The sequence below is a fragment of the Gilliamella sp. GillExp13 genome, from assembly GCF_001690815.1.
Taxonomy (GTDB): Bacteria; Pseudomonadota; Gammaproteobacteria; order Enterobacterales; family Orbaceae; genus Gilliamella; species Gilliamella bombi.
This window is the reverse complement of sequence record NZ_LZHJ01000101.1, coordinates 1-26,129: the sequence shown is the minus strand read 5'-3', so window position 1 is coordinate 26,129 and position 26,129 is coordinate 1. Positions and strand designations below refer to the sequence as shown.

The window sequence follows — 26,129 nt, the reverse complement described above, 5'->3', positions numbered from 1 at the left end:
AGGGGTTATATTATGACATTGCCAATTATTGCTATCATTTTAGTGATAGTTATTGCCTTTCTAGCTGGTATGGAAGGTATTTTAGATCAGTTTCAATTCCACCAACCTTTAGTGGCTTGTTCTTTAATTGGACTTGTAACAGGTAATTTAGAAGCGGGGGTTGTATTAGGCGGGTCGTTGCAAATGATTGCACTCGGTTGGGCCAATATTGGGGCGGCAGTAGCACCTGATGCAGCTTTAGCATCGGTTGCTTCATCAATTATTTTAGTATTAGGCGGCCAAGGTATAGCTGGTGTATCTACCGCTATAGCTGTAGCTATTCCACTTGCCGTTGCAGGGCTATTCTTAACCATGATTGTACGAACTATTGCTGTTCCATTAGTACACATGATGGATGCGGCAGCGGAGGAAGGCAATATTCAAAAAATTGAATGGTTACAAATTTTAGGTATCTGTTTACAAGGTTTACGTATCGCAATCCCAGCTGCTGCATTACTCTTTATTCCTGCTGAAATTGTTAGAAGTACACTAGAAGCAATGCCAGAATGGCTAACAACAGGAATGGCTATTGGTGGTGGAATGGTTGTTGCTGTTGGTTATGCAATGGTAATCAATATGATGGCAAACCGAGAAGTATGGCCATTTTTCATTATTGGTTTTGTCGTTGCAGCGATATCACAATTAACACTGATTGCACTTGGCGCTTTAGGTATAGCATTAGCACTAATTTACCTCAATCTTTCTGAACGTGGCAATTCATCCAATTGTGGTAGCAAAGGTGATCCACTAGATGATATTTTAAATGATTACTAAAAACTTGGAGAAGAAAATGACTGATAGAATCCAATTAAACAAAAAAGATCGTTTAGCGGTTGCTTGGCGTTCAACCTTCCTCCAAGGGTCTTGGAACTATGAACGTATGCAAAATGGTGGATGGGTCTATTCAATGATCCCTGCTATCAAAAAATTATATACCACCAAAGAGGATCGCTCTGCTGCTCTTAAGCGTCACCTAGAATTTTTTAATACTCACCCTTATTTAGCTTCTCCAGTACTTGGGGTAACTCTTGCACTTGAAGAGGAACGAGCTAATGGAGCTGCTGTTGATGACGTAGCAATTCAAGGGGTAAAAGTTGGGATGATGGGACCATTAGCGGGTGTGGGTGATCCTGTATTCTGGTTTACCGTACGTCCAATGCTCGGCGCTCTTGGCGCTTCACTTGCACTAAGCGGTAATATTTTGGGACCAATTTTATTCTTCTTATTATGGAATATTATTCGTTGGGGCTTCATGTGGTATACCCAAGAATTTGGTTACCGTACAGGCTCTAAAATAACCGATAATTTATCAGGCGGATTACTACAAAAAATCACCAAAGGAGCTTCTATTTTAGGAATGTTTGTACTGGCAGCCTTAGTACAAAGATGGGTATCAATTAAATTCCAACCAGTCGTATCTACTGTCAAGCTAGACAATGGTGCTTTTATTGATTGGAATACATTACCAGTAGGTGCTGAAGGCATTCAACAAGCATTAATTCAAATGCAAAGCGGATTATCACTAACTCAACAAAAGGTAACCACCTTACAAAATAACTTGGATCAGTTAATACCTGGACTTGTCCCCTTACTATTGACTTTCTTTTGCATGTGGTTACTTCGTAAAAAAGTATCACCAATCCTAATTATTTTGGGATTATTTATAGTAGGTATTGTTGGCCATGTAATCGGTCTTTTATAAACATATAGCTATGCCTATATATTTAGAAAGTATGATATTTTAAAATAGTGCCAACTTTCTATTTACTATTACATTAACCTTTTTATCACACCATGTGATAAAAAGGTGTCATTAATCATTCGAACTTTGCATGGATATCGGGTAGATGGTTCAATCATTAAATACTAAAGTTGATTTAACAATGAAAGCAACCGCATTTACAGGCTTATCTGAATACGGCAATATAATAATTGGTGACAAAGCCTTCGAGTTTTATCATCAACACGATCCACGCAAATATATCCAAATACCATGGAATGAAATTGATTATGTGATTGCTTCTGTATTGTTAGGTGGTAGATGGATCCCTCGTTATTCAATACAAACAAAAAAAAACGGCACATTCACCTTTGCATCTAAAGAGCCCAAGAAGGTATTAAAAGCCATTCGAGTTTATGTTGACGGGCAAAAAATGGTACGCTCACTTGGCTTTTTTGATGTTTTAAAGAGAGCTTTTTTTCACAAAAAGAACAAAAAATAAAAATCACTATTTTATTATATTTATCGATTTCCACTTAAATTAAATAAATTATAGTTAGTATCATTTTTTTCTATTCTTTTTTAAGTTAGTTTAAGTCAATCAATATAACACCGCTTCATCAACAAACAGCCATTGCACTTTTTGCTAGAAAGAGTATAATTCAGGGGCTTTGATTTTGTCCGTGTTGGGCAGAAAAAAGATTATTTTTTAATTTAAGAGGATGTTATGGTAACTATTCGTTTAGCTCGTGGTGGCTCTAAAAAGCGCCCTTTTTATCAAGTAGTTGTCACTGATAGCCGTAACCCACGTGATGGCCGTTTTATTGAGCGCATTGGCTTTTTTAATCCAATTGCACAAGGTAAAGCAGAAGAATTACGTTTAGATCTTGATCGCGTAAATCATTGGGTTGGTTTAGGTGCAACTGTTTCTGATCGTGTTAATGCACTAATTAAACAAGCACAAAAAGCTGCTTAATTTAGTAATTGATAATCACTGTAATGATGAATACTGAGAATCTTATTGTTGTTGGTAAACTTGGTTCAAGCTACGGCATTCGCGGATGGCTCAGAATTTTTTCGTTTACAGAATTCCCAGATAGCATTTTTGATTACACTCCTTGGTATATCCAGCATGCTGGGCAATGGCAAGAGGTAATTGTAGAGAGCTTTAAACCGCATAATCATGATATGATTGTAAAACTTAAAGGCATTGATGATCGTGATCAAGCCATTGCATTAACCAATATTGAAGTGTTTGTTGATGCAGAAAAATTACCAAAACTTAGCAATGGTGATTTTTATTGGAAAGATCTCATTGGGTGCCGAGTTAAAACAGTTAATAACTATGATTTAGGACTGGTAACTGATTTGATGGAAACCGGATCTAACGATGTATTAGTGGTTAAAGCAAATCTAAAAGATGCATTTAGAGCAACAGAACGTTTAATCCCTTTTGTTGATAATCAATTTATAAAACAAGTTGATTTAACAACAAAAATGATTGTGGTCGATTGGGATCCTGCTTTTTAATTGGTAAGGTAAAACTATGTGGATTGGCGTAATTAGCCTTTTTCCCGAAATGTTTCAAGCTATTACCTGTTATGGCGTAACTGGTCGAGCCGTTAAAAACGGGTTGTTAACAGTAGAATATTGGAACCCTCGCGATTTTGCGCATGATAAGCATAAAACAGTCGATGATAGGCCTTATGGTGGTGGTCCCGGCATGTTAATGATGGTTCAACCACTTAAAGATGCAATTCATGCGGCAAAAACAGTGTCAGGTAACAATACAAAAGTAATCTATCTTTCCCCACAAGGGCGCAAATTAGACCAACAAGGTGTTTGTGAATTGTCACAAAATCAAAATTTAATTTTGATTTGTGGACGATACGAAGGTATAGATGAACGCGTTATTCAAACCGAAATTGACGAAGAATGGTCAATTGGAGACTACGTGTTAAGTGGTGGTGAAATACCTGCGATGACCATGATTGATGCATTAGCAAGGTTTATTCCTGGCGTGCTAAATCACCAATCATCGGCAAAAGAAGACTCTTTTGCTAACGGTTTACTTGACTGTCCACACTATACTCGTCCTGAGGTGTTAGATGGAATGGCGGTACCTGACGTATTAATGTCTGGTCACCATGAAGCGATTCGTCGCTGGCGATTAAAACAATCACTAGGACGAACTTGGTTAAGAAGAGAAGATCTTCTTGCAAATCTAGCTCTGACTGATGAAGAGCAATGTTTACTCGCTGAATTCCAACAAGAATACAGTGACAAACTAAGCAATTAATATTTCAGTATAACTAGTAAGAGATAATATTATGAAAAATGCAATTATTCAGCAATTAGAACAAGAACAAATGAAAAAAGACATCCCGTCTTTTCGCCCTGGTGACACGGTTGAAGTAAAAGTATGGGTTGTTGAAGGTAACAAAAAACGTCTTCAGGCTTATGAAGGTGTTGTTATTGGCATTCGTAATCGTGGTTTGCACTCTGCATTTACCGTACGTAAGATTTCGAATGGTGAAGGTGTTGAACGAGTATTCCAAACTCACTCACCAATTGTTGATTCAATTACTGTGAAACGTCGTGGTCAAGTACGTCAAGCTAAACTTTACTACTTACGCGAACTTCGTGGTAAAGCAGCTCGTATCAAAGAGCGCCTTAACTAAATTTTATTGGTTTAATTGTCTAAAACCAATTAAAAAATATCAGATTAAACATGGTCACCTTTTTGGTGACCGTTTTTGTATCTAACAAAAATCATTCCCTAGCAACTAATAATATTAACAAAATTAAAGGGAATTTAATTGTTATTCTTTGAAAGGTAACACTATGGATGACTATCTTGTTAATATCCTTGCCACAACTGTAAAGCTATTTGCATTAATGACACCTCCTGCTGTTTTAAGTGCATTTTTAAGTGGCACAAAACAATACGACGAACAGCTTAGACGCAAAACAGCACTCAAAACATCCTGTGCCGTATTTATCATCGGTATAGTGCTATTCTTTTTTGGTAATACCATGTTTAGTGTCTTTGGTTTTACTCTTGATGCATTCCGAATTGGTTCTGGAGCGTTGCTATTTATCACTGCGGTGTCACTAATGAATGATTCTCCAGAAAAGAACAAAATTAACAGTGATGACGATATCAGTGTTGTACCCCTTGCAATTCCACTTTGTATGGGACCCGCTTCCATTGGTACTATCATTGTTATGGGAACAAGCTCCGTAGGCTTTGCAGCCAATATGATTGGCGCTGTTTCTTTATTCATTGCATCTTCAGGAATTTATGCAATGCTATTATGTGCAAAAAGTATTGCTAAAGTATTAAAAAACACAGGTATTGCTATCTTATCAAAACTTACTGGGTTACTAATATCAGCTATTGCTGCGCAAGTCGTTTTTACGGGTGTATCAGCTTTTCTAAAATAACTTGTATCAAAAAGGATTTAATCAAGATTATACCAAGCAAACGCACTTAATTTAGTGCTTTAAAATAAAGATAAATCACAAATAGTAAAAACATTAATAATCTGATTTTAAAAATTAAATGTAATCACCTAAACTGATTTATTAGGTGATTACAAACAAATTAGTAGGTCAATAAAATTAATCTAACGTTTTTATTATTAAAGAATTTCGTTTCTTATAAAAAAAGTAAGAAACCAAAATAATTATTACTAAAACAACTTCTGATAATAAAATAAAATGTCCTGACTCCCCAAACCAAACACCAATAATAATCACAATATTAACAATAATAGAAACCCCTGCTAGCCAAGGAAATAATGGCGATTTGAACTTTACCATCCCTTTGGGAAATTTACCGTTATTTACTCCCTTACGGAACTGATATTGACACCAAGCAATAATAATCCATGCAAAACATCCCACTTGCCCTGTTCCCGCTACTAAATAAATATACAATTTTTCAGCGGCAATATATTTAGAAAATAGTGAAACTAGCGCAATAATAGCAATAAATAAAATACCTTTTGTGGGCACTCCACGCTTATTTACGTCTGAAAAATATTGAGGTGCGAGTTTATCTTGTGCCATAGACCACAGCATTCTTGAACTGGCATAAATTGCAGAATTAGCCGCCGATATTGCCGCACAAAAAATAACAAAAAGCATTAAATACGAAGCTATTGAAATTCCTGCTTTATTAAATACCCACACAAATGGGCTAATTTCAGAATGAACCGTTCCATATGGATAAACAAGGGCTAAAACAGCAATAGCCAGAACATAAAATAGAATAATGCGAAAAGCAACACCAGTAATAATTTTGGGTAACACAGACTGTGGAGATTGCGCCTCACCAGCTGCACTACCAATTAATTCGACGCCTTGAAAGGAATAGGTCACGATAGTCATACAAACCAATATGGCTAAAAAACCATTAGGAAACCACCCTTTTTCGGTTTTAAATGTTGGTAAGATATGCGTTTCGCTATATTGGTGATTAAGTAAATAAATCCCCACCCCAATAAATGCAATAATCGCAAGAACCTTAATAGTTGAAAACCAATACTCACTTTCTCCAAATGCACGAACAGAGGTTAAATGCACTGAAGTAAGAACAATTAGAATTAATAGACTAAAAAGATAAATAGGAATCGAAGGAAAGGTTTGGTGAGCAATCATTGAAGCAGCGGTTAAATCTGCCGCCATAGATAGTACCCAACTAAGCCAATACAACCAACCGATGGTATAACTCCAAATCGGATTGGGTATAAACATCAACGCATAGTGTTGAAATGAACCTGCATGAGGAAATGCACAAGAAAGTTCACCTAAACATAACATTGTTGAAAGCATTATGCTTCCTGCCATTAAATAAGCAATAATTGTTCCTAATGGACCAACTGTGCTAAGTGGAGCTGCAATACCAATAAATAATCCAGTACCAATTGATCCACCTAATGAAATCATCAATAAATGACGATTTTTTAGGTTTTTCTTTAAATTACTACTGGGATAAGGGTTTTCTTGTGATTCAGATGTTGTCATATAAACCGCCTAGTAATTAATAAAAACTGCTGGTTACCCAGCAGTTAACACAAATTAATAAATAAACCGTTTTTCTACACCATTAGTTTGACAAGCCATTAGTAAAGCAGTGTAATCAAGCTCAAATCCAATAACATCGCCAACACGAAGTGTTTGAGTAACATCTTCAATATCAACCAAGGTATGATCACTGGTTTGACCCAATACAGTAATATCATCATTGATGGGTATACAGCTTTCTGCTGGCACATCTTGACGTCCAAAGGCAAGAAGTGCTCGTTTGCGTGTACCGCTATCAACAAAGGTTTTACTGTTTAAAAAAGCATCTACACCTAATTCACCAACAGGAACTGTTGGTTTACTATTGAGTTCAATGATTTGCGCATATAATTTATAAATATTACTACATGCTTTATCAACGGGTTTATTTGAATGATGAAACTCGTCAAGATATTTCATATCCACATATTCAATACCAAACTCGTGTAAACCACCAATTCTCAAATGATTTAATCCTTCTGGCCAAATACCTTTATCCAATAAGTGGTAACTGGTACAATTACCGGCCGATAAATACTTTATTTTAATATTACAAACTTGCTCTACTTTACGCGCTATTTTTAAAAAGTCTACTCCATTTTTAACTGTAGGTAGTACAGTACCATAGCAATTAAAATTGGTGCCGAGCCCATAGAGCTCAACACCGGGTAAAGAAAGAATAAGTTTAACCGTATCAATGATTTCATCAATATGTTCAAACCAAATACCTTCGCGTAAATCCCCCATATCAACCATTAATAAAACTTGATGAACTTTTTGTTGTTTAACGGCTTCATCAGAAAGTGCCTGAATTACTACTTTTTCGCTGTTTAAGCTAATATCAGCATATCTAACAACATCACTAATTTCACTTAAACAAGGGCTCCGCAATAAGCAGGTTTTACAATTTAAAGCTTCTTTTAATTTCTTTAAATTGTATGTTCTTGATTCAGCAATCACATCAATACCGCCTTCAAGTACTGCTTTGGCCGTTTCAACACAACCATCAAAAACTTTATTAACAGCCATAACCTCAATACCGTGTTTAGCTAATAGATCTTTTTCAACACGAGCATTATTTCTTAATTTGCGTAAATCAATTTCTAATATAGGTTTGTACATAATTTTACTCCTCTATATATTATTACTACTGCAAACGGTTACGTTTTTGTGCTCGATAATAAATCCATTCAGCTAAACCAATGGCAAGTACTGCACCACCAACAATTTTAGCAATATATTCGACATACCCCCCCATATCTATTTGCGCAGGTGGAATAAACACTAATACCACAGCAAATAGAGTAGATAGGAAACCAAGTGCTGGTAACACAATTGGCAACACCTTACCCGGAATTTTAAAACTACGAGCAACATCTGGTTGAGTAATACGTAAACGATAATATGCAATAAACATCACTAAGTACGGAATAAAGTAACAAATTGTCGTTAACGCTGTTAACATCCAATATGCTGCTGCAATACTTGGCGACACAAAAGTTGAAAAACAAAGTACTGTAACAATAACAGCTTGAATAATTAACGCAAAGGCTGGTGTTTTATATACTGGATGTAAACGACCGATGCGTTCTCCAAGCAAATTATCTTCTTTTGATGCTTCTTGTAGCATATAAATCGGACCAACTAACCATGAGTTTATTTGTCCTAATGCACCAAAAAACAAACAAATTGCCATTACTGGTAATAACCAAGGCATATGCAATTCTTTAGCTGCAGCTTCCATTGCTTGCATAACACCCGCTACGATATCAGTATCGGCTGCTGGTAATAAAGTATTAATAGCCCATGTTCCGACCATATAAATACCAACAATAACCACAGCTGAAACCAACATTGCTTTTGGAAAGTCTCGTTGTGGATCTCGTGTACGCCCTGCAATCATCGGAGCCACCTCAAGACCAGCAAATGCGAACATCATGCTAGATAGAAAAACAATAGTATCCCAACTACTTAAATCAGGTAACCAATCACTAACATGACTATAGCTTGTAGCCATAGGATGCCCTGTGAATAACCATACAACAGCTAATAGCACAATAATAGCGGCTGGAATAAATACACCAAGCCATGCACTCACACTATTAATAATTTTAGTCCATTGCATCCCTTTAATATTCATCAGTGTTAAAATCCAGAATACCACCATAGAGCCAACACCAATAAATACTTGATTTTGAGCTAACTCAGCGCTAAACATATACCCAATTGCAGTAAAACCAAATTGCAACATTAACGGGAAGAAAAGAACGCAAGAGAACAAAAAGCAAACAACAACTATCCAACCGATACGTTTACCAAATGCTTCTTTTACCCAAACAAAAATTCCACCATCTTTTGGCCAACCTGTTGAAAGTTCGCCACAAACCATAGCTAATGGGAAGAAAAGACAAAATGCAGCAAGTAACCAAAGTACCATTGCTGACGCCCCATAAGGAGCAACATTAGGAATTTGACGCAAACTTAGTATTGCAATGACATTCATAAAAACAATGTCTTTAATACCAAGTAGACTTGAATCTTTAGAATCACTCATAATAACCTCACTTTATAATATCTGGAGCATAAAATGCCCCAGATATTGATGATTAATATATGTCGTATCCAACCATATCTTCGTAAGTGTCCTCACGGCGAATCAATCTATCCTTGCCTTCTTTATCTATCATTACAACAGAAGTACGAGGACGATTGTTATAAACAGTTTGGCTTTCGATGGTATAAGCACCAGCATCAAGGAAAGCAACAATATCACCGATTTGAGTGTCTTTTGGCATTAAGAATTCTTCACCTTTAACACCAACATGGAAATAGTCACCACCATCACATAAAGGACCAGCCAATTTGATGTACTCATCATGTGTTTCATTGATTTTTGAAGCATTATAAACATAGAAGAACCAATCAAAATGTTGACTATCAGATAGCACACTATAACCAGCATCAACAAATTTCCACTCAACATGCTCTTCAATATTGCCATCTAAATCATAATTGGTTTTACGTTTTTCACAGGCAACTTCAGTTACAAGCACACCTGCTGAGCCTGTTACTTTACGGCCTGGCTCAATACAGATTTCAACATCAGTGCGCCATTTGTGTACTTCACTAATAACAGCATCAGCAAAATCTTGTGCAGTAATACCTGCATACATATTATCTTCTAATGGATTACCATTTTCTTCATCATATTTATAAGGAACAGGGATCCCCCCACCTACGTTGATTAAATCAAATTTAATACCAAGCACTTCTTCTAAGCGACGTGATTCATCAACTAAAACTTTCGTAGCTTTAGCAAAAGGCTCTGATTCTGGAACTTGATCACCAACGTGCATATGTAAACCGCGTAAATGAACATATGGCATTTCTAAAATACGACGACATGTTTCTTCTGCTTGTTCTAAATCGATACCTGATTTAGCATGATAAGCAGTGACTAATTCTGCGTGAGTTGCTGACGGAACATTTGGTTCAACACGCACACAAACATTTGCTACCTTTTTCAAACGTCTTGAAATCTCATCAATAATATCAAGCTCATATAAGCTATCTACATTGATAATATACAGATCATTTTGGATAGCAAACTCTAAATCCACTGGCTTTTTAACAACACCATTAAACACAATTTGGCTACCAGAGAAACCGATATCTAAACATTTACGCACTTCAAACATTGAGTTCGCTTCGGCATAAATTCCTGCATCTTTAATCGCTTTAAGAACACCCATTACTGAACAAGTTTTTGATGCATAGAAAATTTTTGTTTTTGGATGAGCTTTAAATGCCTCCTTAATTTCTTGCACATTACGATCAATCTCCTTTTCAGAAAACACATAAAAAGGCGTTGGATATTTTTTGGCTAACTCTTCTAAATTAACACCATCAAAACAAAGTTTGCCACTTTCAGCGCTAAAACGACGATCTTTAGTTACAAGATCAGTACGTAATTTGTTATAATTTGACATAATTTTGTCGGACATATAGCCTCCAGTTAATGATTACATAAAAAATAAGTAAAATGGCCTCTCACTTGTTGTGCAATCAGCATGCCAACTTTAAAAACAAAAATAATCAATATATTAACAAACAAAACGCAAGTAAAAATTTAATCATTTAGTATAAAATCCGTTTTTATGACAAAAATTTGTCATTTTTATATGATAATTAACAGGCGTTTAAATTAAACAAAGCTAAATATAACAAATCACCCTAGTTCAAAAGGCACGAATACCATGACAATCGATCCTGAATTATTACAATCATTGGAAATATTTAAACATTTTTTTGATTTAATCCATCAACCAATGGCGATTATTGATAAAGAAGGCAAATATGTTTATTACAATCAAGAAAGTGCTGAACTTGATGGTTTTCCTATAGAACAAGCTATAGGAAAACCAATGCTTAAAGTTTATCCCAAGATGCGAAAAGAAGACAGCACGATGTTGCAAGCCCTACAACATGGGAAAGAATATCAAAACAATTACCAAAGCTATTATAACCATGTAGGTAAACTTGTAGATTATATGCACACAACAGTTCCTCTTTATAATAAAAATCAAAAAATTATCGGCGCAATAGAAATAGGTCGAAATTTATCTACTGTTAGGCAATTACAAGACCAAGTATTCAAGCTCAATAGCAAGTTATATCAAAATAAAGAACAACCATTACCAGAAATTGTTTTTGTATCAAAAACAATGCAAGAGGTTATCGATCAAACTAACATCTTGGGAGCAAATGAAGTTCCAGTATTAATAGTTGGCGAAACAGGAACAGGTAAAGAGCTATTTGCTCGTTTAATCCACCAAATAAGCCAACGCCGTGACAAAGCATTTATCTCGCTCAACTGTAGTGCACTACCAACCACACTGATTGAAAGCACCCTATTTGGTACGGTCAAAGGCGCATTTACAGGTGCTGAAAACCGACAAGGTTATTTAGAACTGGCTAACGGAGGCACATTATTCCTTGATGAATTAAATGCTATGCCTCTTGAAATGCAAAGTAAATTATTACGATTCTTACAAGAAAAAACCTACTGGCAATTAGGTGGTAATAAAGAAATGCATTCAGATGTTCGTATTGTTGCTGCCATGAATGAACCACCTACAGAACTATTAAAAACAGGAAAAATGAGAAGTGATCTGTTTTTTCGCTTAAACGTTGGTTTAATAAAACTCCCCGCTTTGCGCGACAGAACAGAAGATATTCCGGTGTTAGCACGCTATTTTATTGATAAACATAAAAACGACGTCAATGTTGTAATTAGCGGTATCAGTGAACATGCACTACAACAATTAATATCAGCTCCTTGGCCTGGTAATGTCCGTATGCTTGAAAATACAATTGTCAGAAGTATGGTATTACAAAACGAACCGGGTAAATTACAGAATATTATCCTTGATGAAGATCTATTCGATCTTAATAGTTCATCTTCTCAAAACGATGATATCAATAAACCAGAAAATTTACCTATTAACACATCTACTGATAGAAACAACTTAATTGAACAAGTTGAAAACTATGAACGACAACTCATTATTAACGCATTAAATCAAGCCAACGGCAAAATTATAACGGCGGCAAAACTATTAAACATTTCACGCACAACGTTACAATACAAAGTAAAAAAATACCATATTCAAATGGGCGTAATTAATTAAACGATCGAGCACAAGCAAATGCACTACTCCATGCCCATTGAAAATTATAGCCACCTAACCAACCTGACACATCAACAACCTCACCAATAAAATAGAGGTTGGGGTGTGTTTTAACTGCCATAGTTTTGGAAGACAACGCATCAGTACTTATACCACCAAGAGTCACCTCCGCAGTACGATAACCCTCAGTCCCATTTGGAGTAATATGCCAATGTGTTAAAGCATTATACAAGTCTTGCTGTTGTTTGGAATTAAGTTGCTTAACTATTATATCGTTTATCAAATTGAGCTGTATTAACACCTCAACAAGCCTTTTAGGTAAAACCTGTGCTAAACAATTTTTTATAGTTTGATTACGATTCTGCTCTAATAATGGTTTAAACGATGATTCGAATGTGAAATCAGGTAATAAATTAATAGTAATTGACTCTCCAGCCTGCCAATAGCTTGATATTTGCAAAATAGCTGGTCCTGAAATTCCTCGATGAGTAAATAATAGATTCTCCTTAAAACTAACTCTTTCATTAGAAACTTCAACAGCAACAGCAATACCTGACAAGGTTGATAATATATCAAGTAAAGGTTTATGTAACGTGAACGGTACTAATCCTGCTTTGACTGGTATCACTGGAATAGCCAATTTTTCGGCAATTTTATAACCAATTGAAGTCATGCCAAGGGCAGGCATCGATAAGCCTCCCGTAGCAATAATAAGATTATCACTATCAATAATGCCTTGAGAAGTATGTAATTTAAATCCTATTTTATCACTGCTAATATCTTCAACCTGAGTCTGCATCATAAAATGAACATGCCCTTTTTGACACTCGTTTAATAGCATATCAACAATATCTTGCGCTGAATTATCACAAAATAATTGCCCATGATCTTTTTCATGGTAAGCAATACCATACTGATTTACTAATTGGATAAAGTCCCACTGAGTAAATTGTTTCAAAGCTGATTTACAAAAATGAGGATTGCAAGAAATATAATTACTAGGTTCAACCATTAAATTAGTAAAATTACATTTACCACCACCAGACATTAGAATTTTGCGTCCTAACTTTTTACCATTATCAATCACAGTAACATCATACCCTTTTTGCCCCAGTAAACCTGCACAAAAAAGCCCAGCGGCGCCAGCACCCACAATTGTAATTTTAGTTTGCATTATTAATAGATCAAAAATAAAAGATAACAAATTATAACAGTATACAATTGGCACACATAGTTATTGAATCAAATAACTTATTTTATACTCAAACACCTAGTTACCTGAAACTTTTTAACAAGAAAGAAAAAGAACTTATATCCCATTTTCTAAAGCCAAATTTAAAAGCAACACCTTAACTTATAAAAAACAAAATAAATCATAAAGGTAAATACTACTATTAGCTTTATTAATAACGTTTATATAACTTATTAAAAGATCGACTTATAAATAATATTTATTAAGCCAGCATTCTTTTTATTTTTCATTCAATTATAAAGGTATGGTTATGCAATTTTTATAAAAGGAGGGTAAATATAACAAAATAATCTTTATTACTTATTTAAACTTAATTAATAGTAAAAAGCTTGTATTGTTTAAATAAATAACTAATTGATTTTAATAATATATTGATAAACCAGCGACAACTATCACCGATTTATCATTTTTAATATCTTTAATAGTATTATTCTATCTTCTTATCCGCTCTTTTTTATTCGCATTTTATTAAAAAATAGATAAGCAGATATAGCAACAACAAAATTTCCTAGTGCAGCAAATATCGTTACAACATTAAGAGCAAAATAGTTAAATAAAATAAATCCTGTCAAAATTGCACCAATTGCCGCACCAAAAGTATTAATCGCATAAAGATGTCCTGTTGTTTGACCAATATTTTTCCAAAACTGTGCTATATAAGTAATTAAAATTGGAAGTGTTGCTCCCATCAAAAGGGCTGGAATAAGCACCAATAAGAAATTAACAATTGCAACAACAATTAAATTATAAACAATAAAGATATCACCGACAAATAAAATAAGTTGATAACTAATTATTCCAAATAAACCAATTCCAAATTCACTAAAACAAAAAAACTGTAGTGCTTTATTTGGGTATTTATCAACAATTTTTCCTCCTCCAAGAGCCCCTAAACCAAGTCCTAACATAAATGCCGATACAATAATTGCTACAGAATCAGCATCAGATCCAAAAGCCGAATAAAGAGCTCGTTGCCAAGCAACTTGATAAGTTAAGCCACTCATTCCAGAAATAAAAAATAGCGTGCTTAATAGTAGTGATTGTTTCTTACTTAACATAAAAGCGTCCTTAATTATTTGTCCAAATAACCATATTTATATTCAGTTATCATATTACTATCGGTGATAATTTCCGTATCTCGTCCTAAGTTATAAAGCTTTTCAACTTCATCTAGACTTAACAGTTTGGTTGCTAATGTTTTTTGGTAAGCACCGTTTTTAACTTGTTTAGACGCTTCATTAAACAATGGTTTGCCATCTAAAACCAACTTATCAAGGCGATTTTTAGCAACATTGTCATCAATGTTAATCTCTGAATCCGAGGCATAAATAAAGCCCATTGTACCCCAATAAGCATACTTAAATACCGATTGTGCCGTTTTTAATGTATCTAGCGAACGAGTACTATTAAATGCCAAAATACCATTAGGATTTAATGAATTATGTAATATATTCATCATTTCTTGCGATAATAGATTGGTTATTCCTGAACGCCAATGGTAAGTAGTATTCATAATAATTAAATCATACTTTTTATCACTATTTCGTTTAAGCCAACGTCGACCGTCATCAATATAGATATTAATTCGATGATCATCTAGTATTGGAGAAACAACTGGGTATTGTTTAATAATATCCAAGTAACCTTTATTAATTTCAATGGCGTCAATCGTTTCTAATGTAGGAAAACTTGATAAAGCACGCGTCCAAGCCCCACCACTAACCCCAATAACCAGCACTTTCTTAGGATTTGGATGAATTGCCGCTAATAAATAAAGCCGATTTAAGTCATTTATATCACTATCTGGATCTATATTTAAAATGCCATCATACATTCGATTTCCTACTACAATATTTTTCCGTCCATTCTTATTGTCATCGGCGATATGAATTACACCATAGCGATTTTCAATATAAGAATTGATAGATATGTCTTGTCCTAGGCTATCTCTGAAAATATAATCAGTGTGTTTATCTACAAAATAAAAGCAACTAATACCAAGTATAGCAAAGGCAGAAACAGAAACTGCCGATTTTTTAATTATCATCAAGCCACCTAATAAGATACAAACAATACCTATTAAAATAAACATTGATGAAATAGAAATATAATCAAGAAGAACTCCGCCAATTAATAAACTACCAAGCGTTGAGCCAATAATATTAAAAAAATAGACTTTAGAAACTGAAGCACCTACTTTTCCATTGCCAATATTCGTACCTAAATGGTGCACAATTGGAAATAATATTGCCTTTAAAGCTGCAACGACAAATATTAAAATACTACATATACATATACATTGAGTTAAGCTATTTGGTTGATTTATGCTTTGAATAATAAATGGAATTAATATATCAATAAAACCAGCAAAAATTAAAACCATTCCTCCGGCCAATAGTAGGTTCGAATAGCGTGTACAAATTGCTTTACCTCGACTTGCACCAAAAGCAATACCTAATAGAAAAAAGAACAGTACAAGTGCAAAAGCATAGGGAGCACCACCTAACATAAAGCTAACGATTCTAAACCATAGCATTTCTTGACCTAAGCTCATCAATCCAACTAAAAGCGAAATGCACCAAGCAAAATATTTCATAGCGATTTTCCTACTCCTAACTAACTATTATTATTTAAGCTAATTATAGTTAATATATAATTAATTGCTAATATTTTAGACAATTATTCATTTTGCATCAAATACAACTAGATATAAACGTAATACAAACCGCCATTAGCTTTATTAATAACGTTATATTTGGAAGATTGACTTATAAATAATATTTATTTGACCAAAAACTAATTTTTGATTAACTTCACACGCAATATGGAATTAAAGCCTATTCCTTCTTAAATTATAAAACGATGAATTAGAGGCAATGATATGTTATATAACCAGCATCATGAAAAAGATAACTGTGGATTTGGTTTAATTGCTCACATTGAAGGACAACCAAGTCATAAAGTGGTGCGTACTGCAATTCACGGACTTGCCAGAATGCAACACCGTGGTGCCATTTTATCAGACGGTAAAACTGGCGATGGCTGTGGACTTTTATTACAAAAACCCGATCGATTTTTTAGATTAGTGGCACAAGATGCGGGCTGGCGTTTAGCAAGTAATTATGCCGTTGGTATGTTGTTTTTGAGCCAAGATGAAAAAGAAGCTCAAATTAGCCGTGATATTGTCGAAGAAGAATTAGCCAATGAAACCTTATCTATTTTAGGTTGGCGTGAAGTACCAATTGATAAAAGTGTGCTTGGTGAAATTGCCCTATCATCATTGCCTAAAATTGAACAAGTCTTTGTTAATGCACCCGCTGGATGGACAAAAATTGATTTAGAACGCCGCCTATACATGGTGCGCCGTCGAATTGAAAAACGGGTACAAGACGATACATTTTACGTTTGTAGTTTCTCAAATCAGGTCAATATCTATAAAGGCTTATGTATGCCTAAAGATTTACCTCGATTCTATCTAGATTTGGCTGACATCCGAATGGAAACAGCAATTTGTTTGTTTCATCAACGTTTTTCAACCAATACTGTTCCTCGTTGGCCATTAGCGCAACCTTTTCGGCATTTAGCTCATAATGGTGAAATCAACACTATTGAAGGTAATAGGCAATGGGCACAAGCACGTTCCTATAAATTTAAAACTCCACTCATTCCGGACTTACAAGATGCGGCACCTTTTGTTAATGTCACAGGTTCTGATTCAAGTTCATTAGATAACATGCTTGAGCTATTTCTTGTAGGAGGAATGGATATTGTACGAGCTATGCGCTTATTGGTTCCACCTGCATGGCAAAATAATCCTGACATGAACGAAGATCTGCGTGCTTTTTTCGACTTCAACTCAATGCATATGGAACCTTGGGATGGTCCTGCCGGTATTGTAATGTCTGACGGTCGTTATGCCGCATGTAACTTAGACCGTAACGGATTACGTCCTGCACGTTATGTAATAACGACAGACAAACTCATTACCTGTGCATCCGAAATCGGTATTTGGGATTATCAACCTGACGAAGTCGTCACTAAAGGACGCGTTGGTCCAGGTGAATTGTTAGTTATAGACACTGAAGAAGGTCGCATTTTACAATCGTCTGAAACAGACAACGATTTACAAAAACGTCATCCATATAAAGAATGGATGGAAAAAAATGTTAAAAGACTGATCCCTTTTGAAAACCTACCTGATGATAACATTGGCTCTCGATATTATGACGATATCTTGCTAGCAACTTATCAAAAACAATTTGGTTATAGTGTTGAAGAGCTAGACCAATGTATTCGAGTGCTAGGTGAAAACGGTCAAGAAGCCACCGGCTCAATGGGCGATGACACACCATTTGCGGTACTATCAACAAGGCCTCGCTCAATTTATGATTATTTTCGTCAAAAATTTGCTCAGGTAACAAATCCGCCTATCGACCCACTACGCGAATCACACGTTATGTCACTTTCAACCAGTATTGGCCGTGAAATGAACGTGTTTGCCGAAGCAGAAGGTCAGGCGCATCGTGTTGCGTTCAAATCCCCTGTTTTGGTCTATTCAGATTTTAAACAATTAACAGCATTAGAGTCACGTTATTACAAATCAGAATCCTTAGATATCACTTATGAAATCGATGGTAGCCTGCGCGATGCCATTGAACAATTATGTGGTGATGCTGAAGCAAAAGTTCGCAATGGCACGGTATTATTGATTTTATCAGATAAAAATATAGCACCTGATCGCTTACCAATTCCTGCGCCTATGGCAGTTGGAGCTGTTCAGCAACGCTTAGTTGAAAAAAACTTACGTTGCGATGCTAATATCATTGTCGAAACCGCAAGCTGCCGTGATCCACATCAATTTGCGGTACTTCTTGGTTTTGGTGCAACCGCAATTTACCCTTATTTAGCCTACGAAATTTTAGGCCAAATGGTCGATAATAGCACAATAAACAAATCTTACCGTGAAGCCATTCTTAATTATCGTAATGGAATTAACAAAGGCTTATATAAAATTATGTCAAAAATGGGCATTTCAACTGTCGCCTCTTACCGCTGTTCAAAACTATTTGAAGCAGTTGGTTTAAATAAAGAGGTTGTTGAACTTTGTTTCCAAGGAGTTACTAACCGTATTAATGGTGCCAATTTTGATGATTTTGCACAAGACCAATTTAACTTATCAAAAAGTGCATGGCTGAAAAGAAAACCATTAGAACAAGGTGGGTTACTTAAATATGTTCATGATGGTGAATATCATGCTTATAATCCTGATGTAGTACAGTCACTACAAAAAGCGGTCAATAATGGCAATTATGAAGATTACAAACGCTATGCCGATATCGTCAACAACCGCCCTATTGCCACCTTGCGTGATTTATTAAAGCTCAATCCACCTGAAAACACAGCTATTCCACTTGATCAAGTCGAACCAGAAGAATCACTGTTCAAACGCTTTGACTCGGCAGCCATGTCAATTGGTGCGCTAAGCCCTGAAGCACATGAATCCCTTGCCGAAGCAATGAACACGCTCGGTGGTTTTTCAAATTCAGGCGAAGGCGGTGAAGAGCCAGCTCGCTACAACACCATAAAAGTATCACGCATAAAACAAGTTGCATCAGGTCGTTTTGGTGTAACACCAAGTTACTTAATGAGTGCCGATGTTATTCAAATCAAAGTAGCACAAGGAGCAAAACCGGGGGAAGGTGGTCAGTTACCTGGCGACAAAGTCACCCCATATATTGCTAAATTGCGTTTTTCTGTACCGGGTGTCACACTTATTTCACCACCACCTCATCACGACATTTACTCGATTGAGGATTTGGCACAATTAATATTTGACCTAAAACAGATTAACCCTAATGCCATGATTTCGGTTAAATTAGTATCAGAGCCAGGCGTTGGCACAATCGCAACTGGAGTTGCTAAAGCCTATGCCGACTTAATTACCATTTCAGGCTATGATGGTGGAACAGGCGCCAGCCCATTAACTTCAGTCAAATATGCTGGTTCTCCTTGGGAATTAGGGTTAGTTGAAACTCAGCAATCATTAGTCGCCAATGGGTTACGTCACAAAATACGTTTACAAGTAGACGGTGGTTTAAAAACGGGCACAGATATTGTCAAAGCAGCTATTTTAGGTGCTGAGAGTTTTGGATTTGGAACAGGACCAATGGTTGCCTTAGGTTGTAAATATCTGCGTATTTGCCACCTTAATAACTGTGCAACGGGTGTTGCAACGCAAGACGAAAAACTGCGTAGCGAACATTATCATGGCCTGCCAGAAAAAACGATAAACTATTTCCGCTTTATTGCGCGTAACACGCGAGAAATTATGGCCGAGCTAGGTGTCAGTCGTATCGTCGATTTGATAGGACGCACCGATCTGTTATTAGAACTTGATGGCATCACGGCAAAACAACAAAAACTTGACCTATCAGGACTGCTTGAAACAGCAAAACCTATTGATGGCAAACCAGTTTATTGTATTGAAGACAATAAACCATTTGATAAAGGTGTGCTGAATAAAGAGATCATCACACAAGCACAGCAATTTGTTGATAATCGCCAAAGCCAAAGCCTCTATTTTGATATACAAAATACTGATCGCTCTGTAGGTACTAGTTTATCTGGCTATATTGCCAAAAAATATGGTGACCAAGGTCTTGTTGCTGATCCTATTTCGCTTAACTTTAACGGCACTGCGGGTCAAAGTTTTGGTGTTTGGAACGCTGGAGGTGTGGACTTAACACTCACAGGCGATGCCAATGATTATGTTGGTAAAGGCATGGCTGGCGGTCGTATTGTGATTCGACCACCGCAAGGCTCAGCATTTTTAAGCCATAAAGCAACCATTGCCGGTAATACCTGCTTATATGGTGCAACTGGAGGAAAACTCTTTGCCGCTGGACGTGCTGGAGAACGATTTGCGGTACGTAATTCTGGTGCAATTAGTGTTGTTGAAGGCATTGGTGACAATGGCTGTGAATATATGACAGGCGGTATTGTCTGCGTATTAGGCAAAACAGGAGTTAACTTTGGTGCAGGTATGACAGGTGGTTTTGCTTATATTTTAGATGAAGATAGTGATTTCCATAAACGCATAAATAAAGAGTTAGTGGAACTATTGAATGTTGCTGATTACTCAATTCACGAAGAACATTTACGTGGTTTAATAATGGAGCACGCTCAACTTACCCATTCATCACGCGCGGAAGAAATTTTGGCTAATTGGGATGATTATTCAAAACAATTTGTATTAGTCAAACCAAAATCGAGTGATGTAACAGCCCTACTTGGGCACCGCAGTCGCTCATCAGCAGAATTACGTATTCAAGCACAGTAAGGAGAACACGAAAATGAGTCAAAATGTTTATCAATTTATCGATTTACAACGTGTTGATCCGCCTAAAAAATCGTTAAATATTCGCAAAATTGAATTTGTTGAAATTTATGAAGGATTTTCTGCTCCACAATCACAAGCACAGGCTGATCGTTGCCTTGCTTGTGGCAACCCATATTGTGAATGGAAATGCCCTGTTCATAACTATATTCCCAATTGGTTAAAATTGGTTAATGAAGGCAAAATATTAGAAGCGGTTGAACTCTCACATCAAACCAACAGCCTGCCTGAAGTTTGCGGTCGTGTTTGCCCACAAGATCGCCTTTGCGAAGGCTCTTGTACTTTAAATGCTGAATTTGGTGCAGTTACCATAGGTAATATAGAGCGTTATATTACTGATGAAGCATTTAGAATGGGTTGGAAACCTAATTTATCAAACGTCGAAAAAACAGGATTGAAAGTTGCAGTTATTGGTGCTGGTCCTGCTGGCCTTGCTTGTGCCGATGTCTTAGTCCGCAATGGCGTAACGCCAGTTGTGTTTGACCGTCACCCTGAAATTGGTGGACTACTCACCTTTGGCATCCCGGCGTTTAAACTTGATAAAGAAGTATTAATCAACCGAAGACATATTTTTACTGAAATGGGCATTGAGTTTCGTCTAAATACTGAGGTCGGTAAAACGTTACAATTAACCGACTTAATCAACGAATTTGATGCGGTTTTTGTGGGAGCTGGAACTTATCAATCAATGCGAGCGGGTCTTCAAAACGAAGATGCCAACGGCGTTTATGATGCCTTACCATTTTTAATTGCCAACACTAAACACATAATGAAACATGCGCAAACCCAAGATACCCCGTACATTGACATGAAAAACAAACGTGTTGTGATATTAGGTGGTGGTGATACTGCAATGGACTGTGTACGAACATCTATTCGTCAAGGTGCAACTGAAGTTACTTGTGCTTATCGCCGAGACGAAGCCAACATGCCTGGCTCAAAACGAGAAGTCAAAAATGCCAAAGAAGAAGGCGCACAGTTCCAATTTAACGTACAACCTCTCAGCATTGAAATTAACGGTACAGGACAAGTCACAGGCATAAAAATGGTTCGAACAGAACTAGGCGAGCCAGATGCAAAAGGACGACGCTCGCCAGTAATTATCGAAGGTTCTGAATTTATTCTTCCTGCCGATGCAGTAATTATGGCTTTTGGATTCAAGCCTCATGCCATGCCTTGGCTTGCTCAGCATGGTGTCGAATTTGACCCACAAGGCAAAATCATCGCACCCGAAGCTAACAGCTACCAAACCACCAATCCAAAAATCTTTGCTGGTGGCGATGCTGTCCGTGGCTCTGATCTAGTTGTTACCGCCATCAGCGAAGGTCGCAAAGCGGCTGAAGGTATCTTAGATTACTTAGAGATTTAGCGATTATCTTGCTTTCAATCAAAATTACTTTAAATAAAAAAACAAACCCGCTTTAAAACAGCGGGTTTTTAATAATTCGAGTTTTTATCTTTAATTTTAGTAGCTCAGATTTAATCTAACAGATACTTATTAGCATTCATTTCAACAAAATCGAGTTAACTTCTTGTAATATTATATGCTTCTTCTATTTGCAGAATAAATAAGAAAACAGTAAAATTAGTGATTTTACTATTATCGTTACACTAAAAATTAACGTTACATCAATTATCTACTGCATCAGGTATGAATAATATTTATAAAAAGCATTAATTATTAATAAAAACATAAGTTAATTATAAAATGGAGATAGTATGAAAAGTAAAGGTGTCGCATATTTATTATGGTTCTTTCTTGGAATGTGGGGAGCCCATCGCATGTACTGTGGAAAATGGATTACAGGCTTCATTTAGTTTTTACTGCTGGTTTATTAGGTATCGGATGGTTTTTAGACCTATTTCTAACTAGCGGTATGCTTAACTATGCTAACTGTATCTACAAAAGTAAATATAATCAGTCACAAAATAATATTTCAATTCAAATTAATAACCCTTGCCACACTGAATCATCAACGCATGTTATAAATGAAAAAAATTCATAGTATGTAAAAAAAGGCTATTTACACTTTATGATTAAAATGATCCTTTAAAACTCATAAGGCGTTTTTCCCTGAAATTACTTTATGGGGTTTAAAGGTATAATAAAAATTAATAAAGCATTTAAGCCTTTATTTTCTATCTTTTGTATCACTAAATATTTGTTGATTACGCTACATATTAACTCAAAACCTAGATTACACCATGAAGTGCAATTCTTCTTAACTCCTTAGAATAAAAATCAGCAGGGCTTTTAAACTTATGCCGTTTTCTTGGGCGTGTGTTCAATAGATATTGTATTTTCTTTATCTGTTCGTCGTCAACTAATGAAATGGCCGCTGACTTAGGTATAAACTGACGTATTAAGCCATTAGTGTTTTCATTTGTGCCTCTTTGCCAGCTTTTATAAGGCTCCGCAAAGTACACGGTAGTATTTAAATAATGCTCAATAGCATGATGATAATTAAATTCGGTTCCATTATCAAAGGTGATGCTTTTAACCATTTTTTCAAACGGTGTTAGCAATTTTATTATCATATCTCTCGTTTCGGAGGCGGTACGTTGATTGAGGCGCCCAATTAATACTAGCCCTGTTTTGCGTTCAACTAATGTCACCAATGCTTGCTTGTCTTTACGGCTAATAATCGTATCTCCCTCCAATGTCCTCGCGTTTTCCGGCTTTCTACATAACTTGGACGTCGTTTAATTGACCGTTTATAACGGCGCTCTCCTTCTTTGCTTGTAATAATACGAAAATCTGGTATCTTTCCTTCCTAGAAAGGTGATTATAATACATAGCAATCTCCAAACTGTGGTGGTGCGAAGGTGCTAGTATAAATCGCCTTTCTACTTTCTTCACTCCACCGTGTTTAAAATTGCACTTCATGTTTGAATTCAGGATATTTATAGCTTGGTTTCAAATTATATTTAACTTTTTATTAAAAAAATAAACCGACATTAGCCGGTCTATTTATTGTATTGATTTTAGAATTTAAATTAATAATTAACTATTCTTATCATTTGCCACTAACGATATAACCATAAACAATTAATCCCAAAATGATACTTATTGAAACCGTAACGATCATATATTTAGTGCTAGTATCATATTTTTTCATTTCACCAAGTGATAGCGCTTTATTTTTATTTCTTATATGATAATAGTAATACACTGGCAAACCAATTAAGGTGACCACTATTGAAGCTATACCATTTACGGTTTGATAAATTAACATTCCGTAAATGACATATATTGCACCTAACATAGCGATGATAGGAATAATCGGATAACCAATTACTTTATAAGTTCTAGTCACATTCGGGTATTTTCTTCGAGCAATTATTACACCAATGAAAGTTAATAAATAAAATACCCATATGGAAAACATCGATATTTCAGATAGACGATCAGCATCGAGTAACACTGAATAAAGGAAAGAAAAAATAACTAAAACGATAATCGCATTAATTGGTGAGCGACTTTCTTCATCAATAGTACTTAAATAACGTGCACCAATGATAGTCCCTCGTTCTCCCATGCTAAAAATTGTGCGAGATAGCGTCATAATATAGCCATTAATGCCGCCTAAGATGGAAATCATAATACCAACTGCAACTAAATTACCACCAAAATGCCCAAACATCCGCTGTGAAGCAACCGCTGAAGTATCATGTCCTAGTGATACCATTTCTTTAACAGGAAAAATTTTGAATAATGCAATATTAATACAGGCATAAACTATAACAAGGAAAATTATGCCTAAAATTATGGCTCGGGGTAAAACTTTCGACGGATTACGAATTTCACCAGCTACCGATGCGACCTGCGCCCAACCGTCATACGCAAATAACGTAGCTAAAATAGCGACAGCGAAAGGCGCATAGCTTTCAATCCCTTGCCCACTAGCACTGAACAATACCACTTGTCCACTACCTTTCCATAATCCAAATATAGCTAATAATAGTATTGGAATAAGTTTGCATATAGTGGCAATAGTTTGCAAATAACCTGCTTTTTTAACACCTACTGCATTGATTGTTGCAATAAACACTAAAACGCCAGCACTCACAGCCATTCGATAAGCATCATTGATATGAAATAATAAGCAAAATACTGAGCTAAAATACCCGACTAGTGCTCCAATAAGTGAAGGCGCAAATAAGACAGTTATCATCCAACCATAAAGGTGAGAAACTTTCGCACCATAGATTTTTTCTAAATATACTAACATTCCACCAGTTCGAGGAAACATGACTCCTAGTTCACAAAGAGTTAAACCACCACAAATAGAAAATACACCACCTATTACCCAAGCTAGCAACGCAAAATTATAATCACCAGCAACTTCTAACACAGCAGGAGGTTTCATAAAAGCTCCTGCACCTAAAACCATTCCAACGACTAGTGATAATGCAGAAACTAAACCAAGATCCTTGCGCAAATTATTCTCTAAATTATGATCTGCCATGAAGTTCCTCTTGAAACATATAAAATTAATTAGCAAAATCTGATTATGATAGGGATTTATTTATAAAACACAAGAAAAGATTAACATTATTTACATAAAAACTTAGATAAATCAAATAAATAATTTTTTGATTTATAAAAAAGCCAGCATATAGCCAGCTTTTTGAATTACAAATGAGGTTAATTTATTTAGACTTCTGCATTTTCATATCAACAACCATACGACCTCGAATTTTACCTGCTTTCATTTTGGTATGTCCACACTTTTTAGTACCAAAAAGATAAGGTCATCGATTTCTTTTGTATTCAATCGGCGACTGGTAATTTAATGTTGAATGAAGTCGATTATAATTAAACCAATCCACATAGTGATTAAATTCCAATTTAAGTTGCGCCAGTGAATCAAAAATAGTATTTGACACAAATTCTGTTTTCACTGCTTTGAATGTGCTTTCTGCAATTGCGTTATCATAGGGGCAGCCTTTGCGACTTAA

At 35.8% G+C, this 26,129-nt stretch carries 22 protein-coding genes; 12 read left to right on the top strand and 10 right to left on the bottom strand.

All coding sequences use genetic code 11. The annotated features are described in order from the left end of the window. The first annotated feature begins 18 nt into the window (after positions 1–18). The 8 genes from A9G37_RS06940 to A9G37_RS06905 all read left to right on the top strand — a co-directional run bounded on the left by A9G37_RS06940 (position 19) and on the right by A9G37_RS06905 (position 5,206). On the top strand, positions 19–813 hold the full coding sequence (locus tag A9G37_RS06940; RefSeq protein WP_065575065.1) for a PTS mannose/fructose/sorbose transporter subunit IIC: 795 nt from the start codon (positions 19–21) through the stop codon (positions 811–813). A gap of 16 nt (positions 814–829) precedes the next feature. Beyond that, positions 830–1,741 carry a PTS system mannose/fructose/sorbose family transporter subunit IID gene (locus A9G37_RS06935; protein ID WP_065575043.1) on the top strand — a complete coding sequence of 304 codons (912 nt, stop codon included), beginning with the start codon at positions 830–832 and terminating at the stop codon, positions 1,739–1,741. 145 nt (positions 1,742–1,886) lie between these two features. Then, positions 1,887–2,261 carry a DUF956 family protein gene (locus A9G37_RS06930; RefSeq protein WP_065575042.1) on the top strand — a complete coding sequence of 125 codons (375 nt, stop codon included), beginning with the start codon at positions 1,887–1,889 and terminating at the stop codon, positions 2,259–2,261. Between the two features lie 225 nt (positions 2,262–2,486). Then, positions 2,487–2,735, top strand: coding sequence for a 30S ribosomal protein S16 (gene rpsP, locus A9G37_RS06925; RefSeq protein WP_065575041.1), 249 nt, complete (start codon positions 2,487–2,489; stop codon positions 2,733–2,735). Positions 2,736–2,758: 23 nt separating this feature from the next. Then, positions 2,759–3,289 carry a ribosome maturation factor RimM gene (gene rimM / locus A9G37_RS06920; RefSeq protein WP_065575040.1) on the top strand — a complete coding sequence of 177 codons (531 nt, stop codon included), beginning with the start codon at positions 2,759–2,761 and terminating at the stop codon, positions 3,287–3,289. Positions 3,290–3,305: 16 nt separating this feature from the next. Then, on the top strand, positions 3,306–4,058 hold the full coding sequence (trmD, locus tag A9G37_RS06915) for a tRNA (guanosine(37)-N1)-methyltransferase TrmD (RefSeq protein ID WP_065575039.1): 753 nt from the start codon (positions 3,306–3,308) through the stop codon (positions 4,056–4,058). Positions 4,059–4,089: 31 nt separating this feature from the next. Next, positions 4,090–4,440, top strand: a complete 351-nt coding sequence (gene rplS / locus A9G37_RS06910; RefSeq protein WP_034913735.1) for a 50S ribosomal protein L19 — start codon at positions 4,090–4,092, stop codon at positions 4,438–4,440. Positions 4,441–4,603: 163 nt separating this feature from the next. Next, positions 4,604–5,206 (top strand): MarC family protein, encoded by a 603-nt coding sequence (locus A9G37_RS06905; RefSeq protein ID WP_065561484.1) that lies wholly within the window; start codon positions 4,604–4,606, stop codon positions 5,204–5,206. A gap of 177 nt (positions 5,207–5,383) precedes the next feature. Here A9G37_RS06905 and A9G37_RS06900 read toward each other — a convergent pair whose 3' ends face one another. Genes A9G37_RS06900 through lysA form a run of 4 tightly spaced genes read right to left on the bottom strand, consistent with a single transcriptional unit; the run spans position 5,384 to position 10,833 of the window. Then, positions 5,384–6,790 (bottom strand): amino acid permease, encoded by a 1,407-nt coding sequence (locus A9G37_RS06900; RefSeq protein ID WP_065575038.1) that lies wholly within the window; start codon positions 6,788–6,790, stop codon positions 5,384–5,386. Between the two features lie 54 nt (positions 6,791–6,844). After that, the gene (locus tag A9G37_RS06895) at positions 6,845–7,951 is read right to left on the bottom strand and encodes an alanine/ornithine racemase family PLP-dependent enzyme (protein WP_034913744.1); all 1,107 of its coding nucleotides are present in this window, start codon (positions 7,949–7,951) and stop codon (positions 6,845–6,847) included. A gap of 25 nt (positions 7,952–7,976) precedes the next feature. After that, entirely contained in the window at positions 7,977–9,383 is a 1,407-nt protein-coding gene (locus A9G37_RS06890) for an APC family permease (RefSeq protein WP_034913748.1), read from the bottom strand. A 52-nt stretch (positions 9,384–9,435) separates the two neighbouring features. Next, positions 9,436–10,833 carry a diaminopimelate decarboxylase gene (gene lysA, locus A9G37_RS06885; protein WP_065575037.1) on the bottom strand — a complete coding sequence of 466 codons (1,398 nt, stop codon included), beginning with the start codon at positions 10,831–10,833 and terminating at the stop codon, positions 9,436–9,438. Positions 10,834–11,085: 252 nt separating this feature from the next. Here lysA and A9G37_RS06880 point away from each other — a divergent pair, with 252 nt between their 5' ends. Beyond that, entirely contained in the window at positions 11,086–12,519 is a 1,434-nt protein-coding gene (locus tag A9G37_RS06880; RefSeq protein WP_065575036.1) for a sigma-54 interaction domain-containing protein, read from the top strand. Here the strand turns inward: A9G37_RS06880 and A9G37_RS06875 are convergent. The 3 genes from A9G37_RS06875 to A9G37_RS06865 form a co-directional block, all read right to left on the bottom strand. Beyond that, positions 12,512–13,693, bottom strand: a complete 1,182-nt coding sequence (locus A9G37_RS06875; RefSeq protein WP_065575035.1) for an NAD(P)/FAD-dependent oxidoreductase — start codon at positions 13,691–13,693, stop codon at positions 12,512–12,514. The two genes, A9G37_RS06880 and A9G37_RS06875, sit on opposite strands and share 8 nt — an antisense overlap. Positions 13,694–14,211: 518 nt before the next feature. Beyond that, positions 14,212–14,829, bottom strand: coding sequence for an MFS transporter (locus tag A9G37_RS06870; protein WP_065575034.1), 618 nt, complete (start codon positions 14,827–14,829; stop codon positions 14,212–14,214). A 14-nt stretch (positions 14,830–14,843) separates the two neighbouring features. Continuing rightward, positions 14,844–16,367 carry a fused MFS/spermidine synthase gene (locus A9G37_RS06865; RefSeq protein WP_065575033.1) on the bottom strand — a complete coding sequence of 508 codons (1,524 nt, stop codon included), beginning with the start codon at positions 16,365–16,367 and terminating at the stop codon, positions 14,844–14,846. A gap of 285 nt (positions 16,368–16,652) precedes the next feature. Between A9G37_RS06865 and gltB the strand changes: the two genes are divergently transcribed. The 3 genes from gltB to A9G37_RS13590 all read left to right on the top strand — a co-directional run bounded on the left by gltB (position 16,653) and on the right by A9G37_RS13590 (position 22,985). Continuing rightward, positions 16,653–21,110 (top strand): glutamate synthase large subunit, encoded by a 4,458-nt coding sequence (gltB, locus tag A9G37_RS06860; protein WP_065575032.1) that lies wholly within the window; start codon positions 16,653–16,655, stop codon positions 21,108–21,110. A gap of 13 nt (positions 21,111–21,123) precedes the next feature. After that, positions 21,124–22,536, top strand: coding sequence for an FAD-dependent oxidoreductase (locus tag A9G37_RS06855; RefSeq protein WP_065575031.1), 1,413 nt, complete (start codon positions 21,124–21,126; stop codon positions 22,534–22,536). 350 nt (positions 22,537–22,886) lie between these two features. After that, positions 22,887–22,985: an NINE protein gene (locus A9G37_RS13590; RefSeq protein ID WP_080702388.1), complete on the top strand. Its 99-nt coding sequence runs from the start codon at positions 22,887–22,889 to the stop codon at positions 22,983–22,985. 375 nt (positions 22,986–23,360) lie between these two features. Here the strand turns inward: A9G37_RS13590 and A9G37_RS06845 are convergent, their stop codons facing one another. The 3 genes from A9G37_RS06845 to A9G37_RS06835 form a co-directional block, all read right to left on the bottom strand. Further along, entirely contained in the window at positions 23,361–23,828 is a 468-nt protein-coding gene (locus A9G37_RS06845) for an IS30 family transposase (RefSeq protein ID WP_065575029.1), read from the bottom strand. A 356-nt stretch (positions 23,829–24,184) separates the two neighbouring features. After that, positions 24,185–25,636, bottom strand: coding sequence for an APC family permease (locus tag A9G37_RS06840; protein WP_065575028.1), 1,452 nt, complete (start codon positions 25,634–25,636; stop codon positions 24,185–24,187). A 286-nt stretch (positions 25,637–25,922) separates the two neighbouring features. Beyond that, positions 25,923–26,129 (bottom strand): IS3 family transposase (locus tag A9G37_RS06835; protein ID WP_141671110.1); only part of this gene is annotated, 207 nt, incomplete at its 5' end.